Annotated in this window: 13 protein-coding genes and 2 pseudogenes; 13 read left to right on the forward strand and 2 right to left on the reverse strand. The window is 68.9% G+C overall.

Annotated elements, in window-relative coordinates:
* Positions 1-51 precede the first annotated feature (51 nt).
* A pseudogene (locus DEIPH_RS15755) lies at positions 52-949 on the reverse strand (IS701 family transposase); the annotation flags it as partial.
* A gap of 370 nt (positions 950-1,319) precedes the next feature.
* Here DEIPH_RS15755 and DEIPH_RS15760 point away from each other — a divergent pair.
* The 9 genes from DEIPH_RS15760 to trxC all read left to right on the forward strand — a co-directional run bounded on the left by DEIPH_RS15760 (position 1,320) and on the right by trxC (position 8,942).
* Positions 1,320-1,775, forward strand: coding sequence for a MarR family winged helix-turn-helix transcriptional regulator (locus tag DEIPH_RS15760; protein WP_034359945.1), 456 nt, complete (start codon positions 1,320-1,322; stop codon positions 1,773-1,775).
* Positions 1,772-2,746 (forward strand): ring-cleaving dioxygenase, encoded by a 975-nt coding sequence (locus DEIPH_RS15765; RefSeq protein ID WP_034359946.1) that lies wholly within the window; start codon positions 1,772-1,774, stop codon positions 2,744-2,746. The genes DEIPH_RS15760 and DEIPH_RS15765 overlap by 4 nt, the downstream gene beginning before the upstream one ends.
* A gap of 2 nt (positions 2,747-2,748) precedes the next feature.
* Positions 2,749-3,717 (forward strand): ring-cleaving dioxygenase, encoded by a 969-nt coding sequence (locus DEIPH_RS15770; RefSeq protein ID WP_081790953.1) that lies wholly within the window; start codon positions 2,749-2,751, stop codon positions 3,715-3,717.
* A 44-nt stretch (positions 3,718-3,761) separates the two neighbouring features.
* Positions 3,762-4,616, forward strand: a complete 855-nt coding sequence (locus DEIPH_RS15775; protein WP_034359947.1) for an SDR family NAD(P)-dependent oxidoreductase — start codon at positions 3,762-3,764, stop codon at positions 4,614-4,616.
* Between the two features lie 33 nt (positions 4,617-4,649).
* On the forward strand, positions 4,650-6,242 hold the full coding sequence (locus DEIPH_RS15780; RefSeq protein WP_051517445.1) for a VOC family protein: 1,593 nt from the start codon (positions 4,650-4,652) through the stop codon (positions 6,240-6,242).
* A 113-nt stretch (positions 6,243-6,355) separates the two neighbouring features.
* Positions 6,356-6,649 carry a GNAT family N-acetyltransferase gene (locus DEIPH_RS19390; RefSeq protein WP_235183269.1) on the forward strand — a complete coding sequence of 98 codons (294 nt, stop codon included), beginning with the start codon at positions 6,356-6,358 and terminating at the stop codon, positions 6,647-6,649.
* Between the two features lie 180 nt (positions 6,650-6,829).
* Positions 6,830-7,054, forward strand: coding sequence for a hypothetical protein (locus DEIPH_RS15785; protein ID WP_321163351.1), 225 nt, complete (start codon positions 6,830-6,832; stop codon positions 7,052-7,054).
* 20 nt (positions 7,055-7,074) lie between these two features.
* Positions 7,075-8,505: a bifunctional metallophosphatase/5'-nucleotidase gene (locus DEIPH_RS15790; RefSeq protein ID WP_034359948.1), complete on the forward strand. Its 1,431-nt coding sequence runs from the start codon at positions 7,075-7,077 to the stop codon at positions 8,503-8,505.
* 14 nt (positions 8,506-8,519) lie between these two features.
* The gene (trxC, locus tag DEIPH_RS15795; protein WP_034359949.1) at positions 8,520-8,942 is read left to right on the forward strand and encodes a thioredoxin TrxC; all 423 of its coding nucleotides are present in this window, start codon (positions 8,520-8,522) and stop codon (positions 8,940-8,942) included.
* Between the two features lie 25 nt (positions 8,943-8,967).
* Here trxC and DEIPH_RS15800 read toward each other — a convergent pair whose 3' ends face one another.
* The gene (locus DEIPH_RS15800) at positions 8,968-9,258 is read right to left on the reverse strand and encodes a hypothetical protein (protein ID WP_051517446.1); all 291 of its coding nucleotides are present in this window, start codon (positions 9,256-9,258) and stop codon (positions 8,968-8,970) included.
* 340 nt (positions 9,259-9,598) lie between these two features.
* Here DEIPH_RS15800 and DEIPH_RS20235 point away from each other — a divergent pair, with 340 nt between their 5' ends.
* The 4 genes and pseudogenes from DEIPH_RS20235 to DEIPH_RS20685 all read left to right on the forward strand — a co-directional run.
* On the forward strand, positions 9,599-9,967 hold the full coding sequence (locus tag DEIPH_RS20235; RefSeq protein WP_051517447.1) for an antitoxin Xre/MbcA/ParS toxin-binding domain-containing protein: 369 nt from the start codon (positions 9,599-9,601) through the stop codon (positions 9,965-9,967).
* Positions 9,964-10,581 carry an RES family NAD+ phosphorylase gene (locus DEIPH_RS15810; RefSeq protein ID WP_034359951.1) on the forward strand — a complete coding sequence of 206 codons (618 nt, stop codon included), beginning with the start codon at positions 9,964-9,966 and terminating at the stop codon, positions 10,579-10,581. The genes DEIPH_RS20235 and DEIPH_RS15810 overlap by 4 nt, the downstream gene beginning before the upstream one ends.
* Positions 10,582-11,492: 911 nt before the next feature.
* Entirely contained in the window at positions 11,493-13,934 is a 2,442-nt protein-coding gene (locus DEIPH_RS15815) for a phospholipase D-like domain-containing protein (RefSeq protein ID WP_152544989.1), read from the forward strand.
* A 71-nt stretch (positions 13,935-14,005) separates the two neighbouring features.
* Positions 14,006-14,184, forward strand: a pseudogene (locus tag DEIPH_RS20685) (transposase); the annotation flags it as partial.

Below are 14,184 nucleotides of genomic sequence, written 5' to 3' on the forward strand. Positions count from 1 at the left end.
CCTGCGGCTCCGTGTCGTCTTAGCGGTGCTCGCCCATAACCTCACCAGGCCCTAAACGGCGTAGCCGTGCTGGCGCAGGAATTTTTCCTCTTGCCAGATCTGTGCAGCCAGTCGCTGCACCATCAGCAGTGGCAGGGCCAGTCGGCCCGCAACTTCCGCGGCTTGTTCCAGCGAGAGGCAGTCGGCGCGGCAGCGCATCGACAAGGTGAACGCGGCAAAAACGAGCCACACCCTGCAGACGAGTCCCTGAGCGGTACGCAAGGCGAAGCGGTTCAGTCCGAAGCCGCGCTGGGCTTCTTTAAAAAACGATTCGCTGGCCCAGCGCTGTCCCCCCCGTGGAGCAGTTGTGAGGTCACCGAGAAAAAGGTCCGCTCGCCTCGCGCAACGCGGGCCAGCGTCAGGGTGTCCCACGGCCAGTTCGCCCGGTGAATCCAGCTCCCCTGCGCGCCGTCCGCCACGGTGACGTGGCCGACATGATCCGTGCGTCGCGTCGAGCGAACACCGCTCACAAACTCGAAGCCCAGGTTCCGCACGCCCTGGAGGAACGCCGACGGCGCAAGGCCGCTCTCGGCCAGCACCTATACGTCGAAGCGGCGACGCACCTCGGCGGGAATGGTTGCCCGCAGCTCCAGGGCGAGATGGACGAGGGAAGGGAACCCCTTCCTCCGGTAGACGAGGTACCCTTCAGGTCCCCAGACACCACGTACAGCACAGCCAGATGAATGCCGTAGACCTCGTTGTAGACGCGAACGAAGGGCACGTCCCATCTTCGGGACGCGGGTCAGGTCCACGTACAGCCGCAAATGTGGGTGGTGTTTGCGGCGTGCAGTCAGCAGCAGCGCGTCCCACTGGGCCTGGATGAGGGTTGTCCAGCAGGCCGCCGTGTCCACTCGTACACGGTCAGCAAACGACTCAGCACACGGGCACTGACCGTGTGGGTCCGGTGTAGGGGATGTGTCAGGGAAGGTGCGTTGAGGCGCAAAAGAGCCAGACAGGTTGGCGAAGAAGTGCCGCGTTCGGCCCGAGTCGGCATTCCTGGATGCGAAAGGGGGCACTGATAGGGAGCCAGCAGGGTAGAAATCTACCTGTGCGGCCCTAAGAGCCACTTCCAGACGCAAAGCCGGAACTTGGATGGTCAGAGGGGAAAGAGGGGAAAATCCTGTCCAGCAGCGTGCTTCCGACCTGCTGCATCTCACAGCAGTTTCCCTGACACATCCCCTATAGAGGCCAGCAAATCACTTTTATTGCTTTGCAAAGCAATCTGTTGTAGAATCAGTTTACCCGGAGCGGCTGCTGTGCCCTCCACCCAAGGAGGACGTATGCCGCAGCTGTCCAGCACCGAGATGCGCGCCTGGCGAGGCTTTCTGCACACCCACGACACCCTCTGGAAGACCCTGGACACGGAACTGACTCGCGAGTTCGATCTGAGCCTGCCCGCCTACGAATTGCTGCTGACCCTGGAAGACGCGGGGGAGGCGGGCGTGCGGATGACTGACCTGGCCCGTAGCCTGCGCTTCTCGGGAGGTGGGCTGACCCGGCTGGTGGACCGGCTCCAGCAGGGCGGCCTGCTCGAACGTCGCCGCTGCGCGACCGATGGCCGGGGCTTCGAGGCCGTCCTGACCCCGGAGGGTCGCCGCCTGCTCCGGCGGGTCCACGTCAAGCACCTCCAGGCCGTGCGCGCCCTGTTCCTCGACCGGCTCACACCCGGGGAACAGGCCACCCTCGCGGCGATCTGGGACAAGCTCCAGTCGCCCCCACAGGAGAAGTCGGCATGACCACATCCTCTCTGCACTTCAGCGGCCTTCACCACGTCAGTGCCCTCACGGCGCGGGCCGAGCGGAACCACACCTTTTATACCCGTGTGCTGGGCCTGCGGCTGGTGAAGAAGACGGTCAACCAGGACGACCCGCGCATGTACCACCTGTTCTACGCGGACGGGGCGGGCAGCGCGGGCAGCGACATAACCTTCTTCGACTTCCCCCGTGCGGCGCGCGAACACCGGGGCAATGACAGCATCACCCGCACCACCTTTCGCGTGTCGGGCGGGGAAGCGCTGGCCTTCTGGGCGGAGCGCCTGACCCGCGAGGGCGTTCCACACGGCGGCCTCGTCACCCGCGACAGCCGCCTTCACTTGGACTTCGAGGACCCCGACGGCACCCTTCTCTCCTTGATCGATGATGGGGGCGAGGGGCCGCGCGGCGTGGCCAACCCGCTCACGGACATCCCAGCCGCCTTTCAGCTTCAGGGCCTGGGCTACAGCGGCTTCACGGTGGCGGACCTCGCGCCCATCCGCGCCTTTTTCGAGCATGGCCTCAACCTGCGGGAGGTGCGGACATATCCCACTGGCCCCTTCACCACGCACGTCTTTCAGATGGGGGAGGGCGGGCCGCACGCCGAGCTGCATGTCACCGAGCGGGACGACCTGCCCCGGCACCGCCCCGGCGCGGGCGGCGTTCATCACGTCGCGCTGCGTGTGCGGAACGAGGCGGAACTGCGCGGCTGGCTCGCGCACTTGGAGCGCGCGGGCTACCCGAACAGTGGGCAGGTGAACCGCCACTACTTCCAGTCGGTGTACATCCGCGACCCGAACGGCCTGGTGATCGAACTCGCCACCGACGGCCCCGGCTTCACGACCGACGAAGCCCTGGAGACGCTGGGCGAACGGCTCGCCCTGCCGCCCTTCCTCGAACCGCGCCGCGTCCAGATCGAAGCCCACCTCCGCCCCCTCACCCTGCAAGGAGCCTGACCGTGACGACCAACGACCTGCACTTTAGCGGCATCCACCACCTCACCGCCGTGTCCGCGAACATCCGCGAGAACAAGCGTTTCTATACGCAGGACCTGGGAATGCGGCTGGTGAAACGCAGCGTGAATCAGGACGACACCAGCGCCTATCACCTCTTCTATGCGGACAAGGTGGCGACGCCCGGCACCGACCTCACCTTCTTCGACTGGCCGGTGGACCGCGAGCGGCGGGGCAACCATACCGTCACCCGCACCGCCCTGCGCGTGAAGGACGACCAGAGCCTGCGCTACTGGCAGGACCGTTTCCGGAACCTCGGCATTGGGCACGGCGACCTCACCGAGCGGGACGGGCGGCTTTATCTGGACTTCGAGGACCCGGAGGGGCAGCGCCTCAGCCTGGTCACGGACGGCGGTGCGGGCGACGCGCCGACCCCCTGGGAGCAGAGTCCGGTGCCCGCCGAGCATCAGCTGCGCGGCCTCGGCCCGATCACGATGACGGTGCCGAACCTGCGGCCCACCGACCTGGTGCTGCAAAAGGTGATGAACCTGCGCCCGGTGCGCACGTACCCCGACCCCGAAAGTCCCGCGCACACGGTCCACGTCTACGAGATGGGCGAGGGTGGACCGCACGCCGAACTTCACGTGGCGGTGCGGCCTGACCTGCCCCCGGCCCAGCCCGGTGCGGGCGGTGTGCATCATGTCGCCTTCCGCACGCCGGACGACGAGCAGTACCATGCCTGGAACGAGCGTCTGAACGGGTTCGGCATCCGCAGCAGCGGCGAGGTGGACCGCCATTACTTCCGCAGCCTGTACTTCCGCGAGCCGAACGGCGTGCTGTTCGAGATCGCCACCGACGGCCCCGGCTTCGGTGTGGACGAGAACATGGCGACGCTGGGCGAGAAGACCATCTTGCCCCCCTTCCTGGAACCGCGACGGGCGCAGATTCTGGCGGGCCTCAAGCCCATTGACTGAGACTGAGGGGGAATCAACCCGTCTGTTCTTCTGGAGGAGGAGTCATGAAGCGTTTGGAGAACAAGACCGCCGTCGTGACCGGAGCCGCCCGTGGCATTGGCCGGGCCATCGCCGTCGCCTTCGCCCGTGAGGGTGCGGTTGTCGTGGGCCTTGACCGGGCGGGGCGGGTCAGCGAAACCACCGCCTATCCTGCGGCGACCCCCGCCGATCTGGAAGAGACGGGCCGCCTGGTGCAGGAAGCCGGGGGCCGCTTCATCGGCATTGAGGCGGACATCCGCGACCTGGCCGCCCTGCGCGACGTGGCCGAGCGGGTCAGGACCGAACTGGGCCGCCTGGACATTCTGGTCGCCAATGCGGGTATTCAGGTGTTCGCGCCGCTCCTGGAGATGAGCGACGCGCAGTGGAACGACGTGATCGACACCAACCTGACCGGCACGGCCAACACGGTGCGGGCCTTTGCGCCCCTGATGGCCGAGCGCGAGTATGGGCGGATCATCGTGACGGCCTCGGGCCAGGGCAAGAAGGGCTTCCGGCACGGCAGCAGCTACGCGGCCTCCAAGTGGGGCATCATCGGCTTCATGAAGTCGGCGGCGATGGACCTGGGCGGACACGGCATCACGGTCAATGCGCTGGTGCCGGGCCTGATCTGGACCGACATGACCCGCAACGAGACGCGGCTGACCGAGGCGTACCACGATTACCGGCCTTCTACGGAAAAGCCACCCAGCGAGGAGGAGGTCGCCAAAGTACGCGCCGAACACTCCCCGCTGGGCCTGCCCTGGCTGCCGCCCGAGGACATGGCGCCGATGGTGGTGTTCCTGGCCTCCGACGAGGCGAAACACATCACCGGGGCCACCTTCGACGTGGACGCCGGGGCCAGCGGCGAGTTCACCGGCTGAAGCGGCAGCAAACCCAGCGACTGAGGAGGCACGATGACCACCGGAATTCACCACACCACCGGCATCACCGGGGACGCGCAGGCGAACGTGGACTTCTACGCGGACCTGCTGGGCTTGCGGCTGGTCAAGCGGACCGTCAGCCACAACGACCCCACCACCCTGCACCTGTTCTACGGGGACGCGGCGGGCACGCCCGGAACCTTGCTCTCCTTTTTCGCCTGGCCGGATACTGCGCGGGGGCGGCGCGGCTCCGGGCAGGCGGGCGAGATCGGCCTGACGGTGCCTCTGGAAAGCCTCGGGGACTGGATGCAGCGCTTGCTCAGCCGGGGCGTGACGTTCGGCGGCCCCACCCGTGACGGCGATACCAGCCGCCTCACGCTGGAAGACCCCGACGGGCTACCCATCGTCCTCGTCGGCGTGCCGGACGCGCCTGCCGGGCGGCCCTGGGCCGGTTCCACCATTCCCGCCGCGATGCAGGTGCGCGGGATACACCACGTCGTCTTCTGGACGGAAGATCCACAGGAGACAGGCGCGGTGCTGGAACAGCATCTGGGGTTCCGGCGGGTGGGCGAGGTGGACGGACTGCACACCTACCGCGCGGCGGCGCAGCTGGGCCACACCGTCTACCTGCGGGACACCTCCGGCTTCTGGCCCTCGGCGGGAGGGGTCGGGACGCTGCACCACGTCGCCTTCCGCACGGCGAGTGCCGAGAGCGAACAGGCCATCCTGAACGCGGTGCGGGAGGACGGCCTGGAAGTGTCCGAGGTGCGCGAACACGGCTACTTTCAGAGCATCTACTTTCGGGAGCCGGGCGGGAGCCTGATCGAGGTGGCGACGGACGGCCCCGGCTTCACGCTGGACGAGGACGCCGCGCATCTCGGGGAGAGGCTGGTGCTGCCCCCCGAACTGGAAGCGCAGCGGCAGGACATCGAGGTGACTTTGCCACACATCGCCCTTCCTGGAGAGGCCCGCCTCCCGGCCCGTGACCTGGGCTGGATTCACCGCTTTCAACCCGGCACCGCTGACCTGACCCTGCTGCTGCTCCACGGCACCGGCGGCAACGAGACCTCGCTGCTTTCGCTGGGGCGGCAGCTCGCCCCGGAAGCGAACCTGCTGAGCGTGCGGGGCCGCTCACTGGAGGAAGGCTCGCCCCGCTTCTTCCGCCGCTTCAGCGCTGCCCGCTACGACCAGGCGCATCTGGTGGAAGAGGCGGACGCGCTGGCCCAGTTCGTGCGGGACGCGGCGGCCCTTTATGACCTCGATCCGGGGCAGGTGATCGCCCTGGGCTACTCGAATGGGGCGAACATTGCGCTGGCGACTCTCGCGCGTCACCCGTCCACCTTGGCTGGGGCGGTGCTGCTCCGTCCGGTGATGGCCCTGGATGACCAGCCACAGACCGACCTGAACCGCCTGCCTGTGCTGGTCCTGCACGGCCAGCGTGATCCCTTCCTGCCCCTGGCGAAAGCGGTGACCCCTTACCTGCGCCAGAGCGGTGCGGACGTTCAGGAAGAGCGGCTGGAGGCAGGCCACGAACTCATCTCCCAGGACCTCGCCTTGACCGCCGGATGGCTGCGGGACCAAGCCCGGCACCTCGCGGGGCGACCCCAGTCGGGGGAGGAGTCCTGATGGTGAGACGCCGGGAAGACATCAGGCTTCAGGACCACCCCTTGCCCAGGGAGGCTCTATGAGCCAGCATCACCGTTCGGGACAACCCACAGGCAGGCCGCTTCGAGGCGCGCGTGGGGAGCGCCCTGATCTTCACGCATACCGAGGTCCCCAAGGCCCTGGAAGGTCAGGGGGTAGGCAGCCACCTGGTGCATGACGCGCTGGAGGAGGTGAGGGCGCGAGGCTTACAGATCATCCCCATGTGCCTCTGCCAGGGCATGCGCCAGGTGCTCATCCGATGGCCGGAGCGGTCGCCCAGTTCGAGAACCCGGAGGACGTGCCGAACGGATAAAAAGGGTGATGTGCCGGCTCGCCGGTCCCCCCGGCCTCCGAGTCAGAGGCACCGCCCGCCAGCGGGGCCATGCTAGCTGTGGGGGCGGGCCTCTGGCCGGGCCGGGACGTGGAGTCAGCGGTGACCAGTAATCCCAGCATTCCCGGCGTTCATACGGAACCCATGTCCAGGGCGCGTACGGCTACCGGCCGGCTCGCCTCCCTGCTCGCTGGTGCTGGTCAAGTCGGAGGCAGCCAATTGGTGCCGTATTCAGGAGATGTTCCGCCCCGAGTCGTTTCAGCTGTTCGGCCTGATCGGCTCGGCGGTGCTCACCACAGTCCTGCTGCGGCGCAGTGGCGTCAGGGGCCGCGCCGGGCAGGGCATCATCGTCACGCCTAAGGAGCAAGGGCTGGCGGGCGTCTGGCCTATGCTGATCGTGTTGGCCTTCGCGCTGCTGGGCACGTGTCCGTATGGGGTGCTGAGGAATCGCCTGCCGCCTTGAGCCTGCCCGGAAAGGAAGACATGCCGCGACTGACCCTGCTGCAACTCAACGACCTCCACGCCTATCTGGAGCCTCACCCCGAAGTTTTCTGGGAGGCGGGGCAGCCGATGGTGCGGACGGCCGGCGGTCTGGCCCGTATCAAGGTGTACTTCGACGACGTGCGGCGCGAGGTGTCCCACCCCGTGATCGCTCTCGACTGCGGCGATACCTTCCACGGCACCGGACCGGTGGTGGAGACGCGCGGGGCCTTCCTGCCGGGGCTGCTGAACACGCTGGGGCTGGAGGGCATGAGCGCCCACTGGGACTTCGCCTACGGGCCGGACCACCTGAAAGGGCTGGTCGACCGCCTCAATTACCCCCTACTGGCCTGCAACATCACGGTTGAGGACGGCACGCTGCTGTTCCCCCCCACGCGGATGCTGGAACGGGGCGGCCTGCGCGTCGGTGTGATCGGCGTGGCTTGCAACCTGATCGGGGACATGGGGTCACTGTGGGGCACGGAAGGGTTGCGCGTCACACAGGGCCGTGAGGAGGTCGCGCGCCTGGTGCCCGAGTTGCGGGAACAGGGGGCGGACATGGTGGTGGTCCTCTCGCACCTGGGGTTCCCGCAGGACTGCGCCCTGGCCGAGGAGGTCCCCGGCATCGACGTGATCCTCAGCGGCCACACCCACACCCGCCTGATGGCCCCGGCGCGCGTCGGGGCCACCGTGCTGGTGCAGGCGGGGTGCCACGGCAGCTTCGTCACCCGCCTTGATCTGGAGGTGATGCCCGGCGGGGTGAAGGTTCTTCACCACGAGTTGAAGACCATCTCGGCGGACCTGCGGGAAGACGCCGGACTCGCGGAGCAGATCGCCGCCCGGCTGCAACCCTTCCGCGCGGCGGCGGAGGAACAGGCCGGGGAAACCCGCGCCATCCTGCACCGGGGAACCACCCTCAGCGCCCCCGCCGACCTGCTGCTCACGGACGCGCTCCGGCACGCCGCCGGCACAGATATCGTCCTCTCCAACGGCTGGCGCTACGGGGCACCCATCCCGGCAGGCCCCGTCACCCGCCTGGCCGCCTGGAACCTGATCCCGCACAATCCACCCGTCAGCACCGCCGAGCTGACCGGGGCCGACCTGAAGGAACTGCTGGAAGACAGTCTGGAGGCCGTCTTTTCGCGTGACCCCTGGCGCCAGAAGGGCGGCTACGTCAAGCGGCTGTCGGGCCTGGTCATGTACGCGAAGGCGGAGCATCCCCGGGGCCAGCGCATCCTGAAGCTGGAGGTCGGGGGCCGCCCCCTTGACCCGGAGCGTACCTACACCGCCGCCTACCTCACCCGGCAGTCGGTCCCGGAGAAATACGGACGGCGGCACCGTGAACTGCCCCTGCGCGCCCGCGAGGCGCTGGAAACCTACCTGCGGGAACACGGCCCCTACACCCCGCCCCCCGCCAACGTGCGGCTCACCTGAACTGGAGGAAAGCCATGAGCGACATCCTGACCTGTCCCCACTGTCACGCCAGGAACCGGGTGCAGAACGTCCCCGCCGGACAGGTGCCCGTCTGTGCCCGTTGCGGCGCCCCGCTGCCCTGGCTGCACGACGGCACCGACGCTTCCTTTGCTTCGGACGTGCAGGCGAGCGTGCCCGTGCTGGTGGACTTCTGGGCACCCTGGTGCGGCCCCTGCCGGGTGATGGGGCCGGTGCTGGAGGAAGTGGCCCGGGAACAGGCGGGTAAGGTGCGGGTCGTGAAGGTCAACGTGGACGAGAATCCGACTTCTCCGGCTCGCTTTCAGGTGCAGGGCATTCCCACCCTGATCCTGTTCAAGGACGGCCAGCCCGTCGACAGGATCGTCGGCGCGGTGAACAAGCAGGCCCTGATGGGACGGTTGGGGCGGCTCACGGCCTGAAGGGGGGCGGGGTGGAAATCAGCCGTCAGCTTGAGGGGATGGTCTGTGACCGCCGCCCTGCCCGCACCTGCGCCCGCCCACGCCGCACGTACCAGCCCCAGAACACCAGCACGGTGAGCAGGAGTTCGGCCAAGTCACCGCCGTAATACATTAGCTTTGCGGCCTCCTGAAGCTGTCCCGGCGTGTTGCCCGTGTCCCTCGGCCACAACCCGGCATACAGCAGCTTGGCGAGCGTGGCATGGGCCGCCGTCCCCAGCAGGCCAGCCGCGAAGATGTGGAACTGCACCAGGCCGTGAATCAGGGAACTTTGCCCCATCAGGATGTACAGGGGCGTGAGGTACAGCAGCTACAGCCCGCCGACATTCAGCAGCAGGGCGCACAGCGGCCAGATGAGGGCCAGCGCCAGCGGGGCGGGAGCGCTGCCGCGAGCAGGAGGACGCCCAGTGCGAACCCCATGCTCCGCGTCCCGGCAGGCACCCCGCGACGGGTTAGGACCTGCTCCCGGTCCTCCAACACGTCCTGGCCCTGGGGTACTGTGCCCCGCCATCGCCTTCCTACCGACCTCGTGCTGGAGGTCCACTCCCTTGAAAAGCCGTGGAGGAAAAATGGACGTTATCCAGATGCCTTCTGGTAGACTCCGGCGGAGGAGGGCCACCATGACCAGCCCGCGACCCCTGCACTTCCTGACCGAGACCCGCAGCCCGGAAAGCGGAAAACTTGATGCCCGCCTGACAGCCCGGACCCTCGGCCTCTCCATGCGCGAACTGGCCCAGGTGCTGGGACGCGACCCCAGCGGCCTGTCCAAGCACCCGGCCAGTGAACGGCTGCAACCCTCGCTGCAAGCCCTGGACGAGCTTGCCCTGCATCTGCGTGACGTGTTCGGCTCGCTGGAGACCGGCCGGATGTGGCTGCGCGCCCCCAACCCGGTCCTCGCTGCCGAAGCGCCCGTCACCTACCTGCTGCGCGGGGACGTGACCGCACTCAGAAAGCTGCTGCTGATGGCCGAGACCGGGATGCCCACTTGAGCCAGCTGCTCTTCCCCGCACTGGCGACCGTGCCCGCCGTGCGGCCCACAGCCATGCTTCCGGCCTACCGCACCGTGCCGCTCGCGGCGCTGCGGAAGTACAGTGCCGACCCCCTGAATACTGCGGGTTCCAGGATCACGGGAGGCCGCTATAACGCTCCGGAAGAGTTTCCTGAGGCCCACGAGATGCTTTACCTCGCGGAGAATACGGCGGTCGCGCACGCGGAGGCACGGGTGATCACCGTGGTGAGTGCCCCTGGGGGCGGCGTACTGATTCAGCCGGGCCAGGCCGACCTCCCTCGGCTGGATGTCTGCGTTCACCTGCGGCTGAAGGCGCTGCTCGACCTGACCGACCCGCAGGTGCTTCAGGCCCTCCACCTTTCTCCGGCAGACCTGCTGCGCGAATGGTTCCCGCTGAACCGGCAGGGCCAGCTGGCTCCGACCCAGCAACTCGCTTTTGAGGCACGGCAGACGGGGCGCTTCGACGCGGTCCTGTACCCCAGTGCCCGCTTTCCCGGGGGCAGGAATTACGCCGTGTATCCCGGGCGGGTGGCCCCAGCCGACCGCGCCCTGCATGACCCGGCGGGCGAGGTGCAGGTCTTCGGGCAGCCGTAGGGGGCGGAGCTAACCCTCGCGCCTCCCGGCATGCAGCGGCAGTATGACGACGCGGCCTCATGCCCCTACCGTCCAGCACGCCTCCGCCGCCCAGGTCAGTGTCACCCTCGCGGCCCCCTCGCAAAGCCTGCATCGGCGGGGTGGCGCACACGGGGGTGCGCCGAAGGGCGGAGGAAAGGCTGAATGTTTGCCGTTCGGCGTCTCCGGGCGGGCCTACCGTGGGGGATGCACCGGGACCTTCCCGCGCGGCAGTGGACACGGCTGGCGGGCCTGGACCTGATCCTCTCGCGGCGCTGGCCCAGTCTGGGGTATTCCCCCTGTGCGGCGGGACGGCGGTGAGGGGCGCGGTTCCCCACTTCTGATCCGGAACCCGCATGAGGCAGGAACTCCAGGTCACGAGCAAGGAAATAGGGGAGGGCCGCCCGGTTCTGATGGCCCAGGCCGTAGGCGGTGCGGCGGAAGACATTCACCACGCCGGGTAGGGTCGTCATCAGCCGGGCGTGCAGCCGGTCGGCCAGCCCTTTGGCGGGAAGCTGCCGGGTCACCACGTAGAGCGTCTCCAGGGCGGCGTGCGGCGCGAACTTGAGGGTGTCCGCGAACAGCAGTTCCCCTTCAGCGAGCGGACCTCCAGCTGCGAGGCGTACAGCGCGTAGGCGTGATGTTCGCCGTAGGCCACCCGGCGGCCGTGTCTCCCCGACCCTGGCCGCCGTGCTGGGCTTCCGGTGGCAAAACCTGTACCCTCACCGTGGAAAGGGGTCGGCCCACCCGCAAGTAACCGGGCCGGAAAGGAGGATGGGCCGCATGACCCGCGTTGCTGGGCCACACCCGCCGGTGGGGGAGCCACCCGATGCCCTGCTGTCCCCGGCCCACCTCCGCCCGCGTCCTTTCCACTGGCAGGTCTCTACCACGTTATGAAACCTTCCCGCTGGCGGTGGGTGCGGGCTGTCCTCGCGGCACTGGCGGGGCTGGCGGTCCTGGCGCTGCTGGTGTGGCTGGTGGCGAGGAACCGGACGGAGGACCCGCGCGCGCTGCTGCTGCTGGCCGCGCTCGCGGCGCTGGGCGGGGTGGTGCTGACCATTTGGCTGGTCTGGCGGATCGCCGGGCCGCAGGTGCGGGTGAGGCACCCCCACCTGTGGCTGCTGTTCGCGGCGCTGGCCGGGGTCACGCTGACCGCCTTGCTGGCGCAACTGCTGATCGGGCCGGTGGTCGGGACCCTGCCGGGGGAACAGGTGTTCCTGCGGGCCTACCTGGGCATGCTGGCGGCGGTCCTCAGCCTCGCGGCGGGGTTCGCGCTGATCGGGGCGCTGAGTGCCCCCGCGCTGCCCCTGGCAGAGCTGGGTGTTCCCCCCCGCGCCGTCCCCTACCGCCTGGGCGTCACGTTGGCGGTGGTGGGTGGCCTGCTGGTGATTCCGGCGCTGCTGATCCTGGTGGGAGCGGCCGTGTCCCGGGAAGGGGTGGTCGGGCCTCTTCTCCCCGGCGGGCTGCTGGGGGCGGTGGCGGCGCTGTACGGATTGACAGCGGGCGGCCTGCTGGGCCTGCTGACCCTGCGCGTGGGGCAGGTGTGGCGGCCCGCGCTGGCCGGGCTGGTCGGCGCGGGTCTGGGTGGGGCCGCCTGCGGACTGGTCTTTGGGCTGTTCGGCAGCCCGGACCTGATTCGCGGTGGCTGGGGCTTTCTCCTGCTGGCCGCGCTGTTCGTGGCGGCCATTCACCTGGCCTGGGGGCTGGGCGTCCGCGCGGCGCTGAACCGCCTGCTGGCCCTGGGCCGCCGTTCCGGTGGGCGGGCGGTGCCCGTGCAGGCCGCCAGCCGCGCGCAGGTGAACGTGGTGGCGACCCTGGCCCTGCTGCTGCTGGGGGGCGCGGCGGGACCGCTGCGGACGCTGGGCGACTTCCTGACCACGCGCCGGGTGAACGACGACCCGCCCCGGGCCGTGCGGCCCCTGGAAGCCCCCGCCTGCACCGAGCCGCAGGACCCGCTGGAACGGGCCGTCTGGCGCGTCACCACCCGGGATGGCCGCCCCGACCTTTCCTGCCGCCACACGGTCTATCCCCTGCTGCGGATCGCGGAACCCAGCCTGCCCGGACTGCCGGGCGAGCCGCTGGAGCCGCCCTCGCCCGCTGCCGCCAGCGGCTTTGACCACGTGGCGGGCCTGGTCCTGACCGCCCGGCGCGAGGTCCTCTTCACCACGATGTCCTGGGACGAGGGGCCGGACAGTCCCGGGGCCACCCTCGCGCACGCGCTGGCCCGCCTGTACGCGCGGGTCAAGGCCAACCCCGCCGCCTACCCGGACGGCCTGAGCGTCCGCCTGACCCTGGGGAACTATCCGGTGGTGTCCATCCTCGCCTGGGGCGCGGAGGTCTGGGACGCGCTGCACGACCTGCGGGCGGCGGGTGTGCCGCTCTCGGACCCGGCGCACGGCTGGCGGGTGCAGCTCGGCAACTACGCGGGAACCTTCCCGCACAGCCACGCCAAGCTGCTGGTGGTGGACGGCCAGCTTCTGATGGCCGCCGGGTTCAATTACGATGACCAGCATTATCCAACCTCGCACCCTTCCGGCCGGGGTATCGGCCTCTACGACCTGGCGCTGGTGGTGCGCGGCCCGGCGGCGCAGAACGGCGTGGGCGCATTTGAGGACCTCTGGACGCGCAGCAAGGTGGTGGAGTGTCCGGAGACGCCGCAGGCCGGGCGACCGCACGGCGGATGCAGACTGGGCGCGCTGGGCCAGCACGACCCGCTCCCCGCCGCGCGGCGCGCACTGCCCCAGGGTGGGTCGCGGGTCTTCAGCCTCTACCGCCGCGAGGGCTTCACGGAGGCGGATCAGGCAGTGGCCGCCCTGCTGGACACCGCGCAGCAAGAGGTGATGCTCCTGCACATCGACTTCAGCATGAACGTGGGGTGCATCATCGCCCTGCTGAACCCCGGCCTCTGTACCGACCACGACCGCCTGCCCTGGATGACCGCCCTGCTGGGGGCGCTGGAACGCGGCGTGACCGTGCGCCTGATGACCAAGTCGGAAGGGGTGGAAGGCATCGAGAACCGCATCGCGCTGGCCTACCTTCAGCGGGAGATGCGGCGGCGCGGCATTCCCGCCTCGCGCTTCGAGGCGCGCGGGTTTCCCCAGCCACTGCACGCCAAGGTCACCCTGGTCGACCGGCGGATGCTGGTGGTCGGGAGCATGAACCTGCACTACTCCTCGTGGACCCAGGGGCCGCTGGGCCTGGCCGAGTACGACCTCGCCACCAGCGACCCCGCCCGCACCCGCGAGTTCCGCCAACTCTATGACGGCTTCTGGGCACAGGCCGAGGCTGTCACCCTCCCGCCGTTCCTGACCGAGGTGGGTGCGGGACAACCCTAGTGGGAAGGCGGGCGCACCGTGGGGCCGGGTCTGCCGGGTCGATCATGGCGTCAGGCCGGGGGGATAGGGCGGACAACTTGGGGGCGCACCACCGTGCGTCCGTAAGGACCACACCGAAGCTCGCGGCTGCCAGGTGTTGTTTTTGCCGCCCTACAGCCCAGACTGCAATCCCGCCGAGCTGTTGTTTTCTAGGGCGGGGCGCAGAAAGGTTGCCGGAGGCGTAAGGTGGGGTATGAGGCCGTACTCCCAA

It is taken from the genome of Deinococcus phoenicis, from assembly GCF_000599865.1.
Taxonomy (GTDB): domain Bacteria; phylum Deinococcota; class Deinococci; order Deinococcales; family Deinococcaceae; genus Deinococcus; species Deinococcus phoenicis.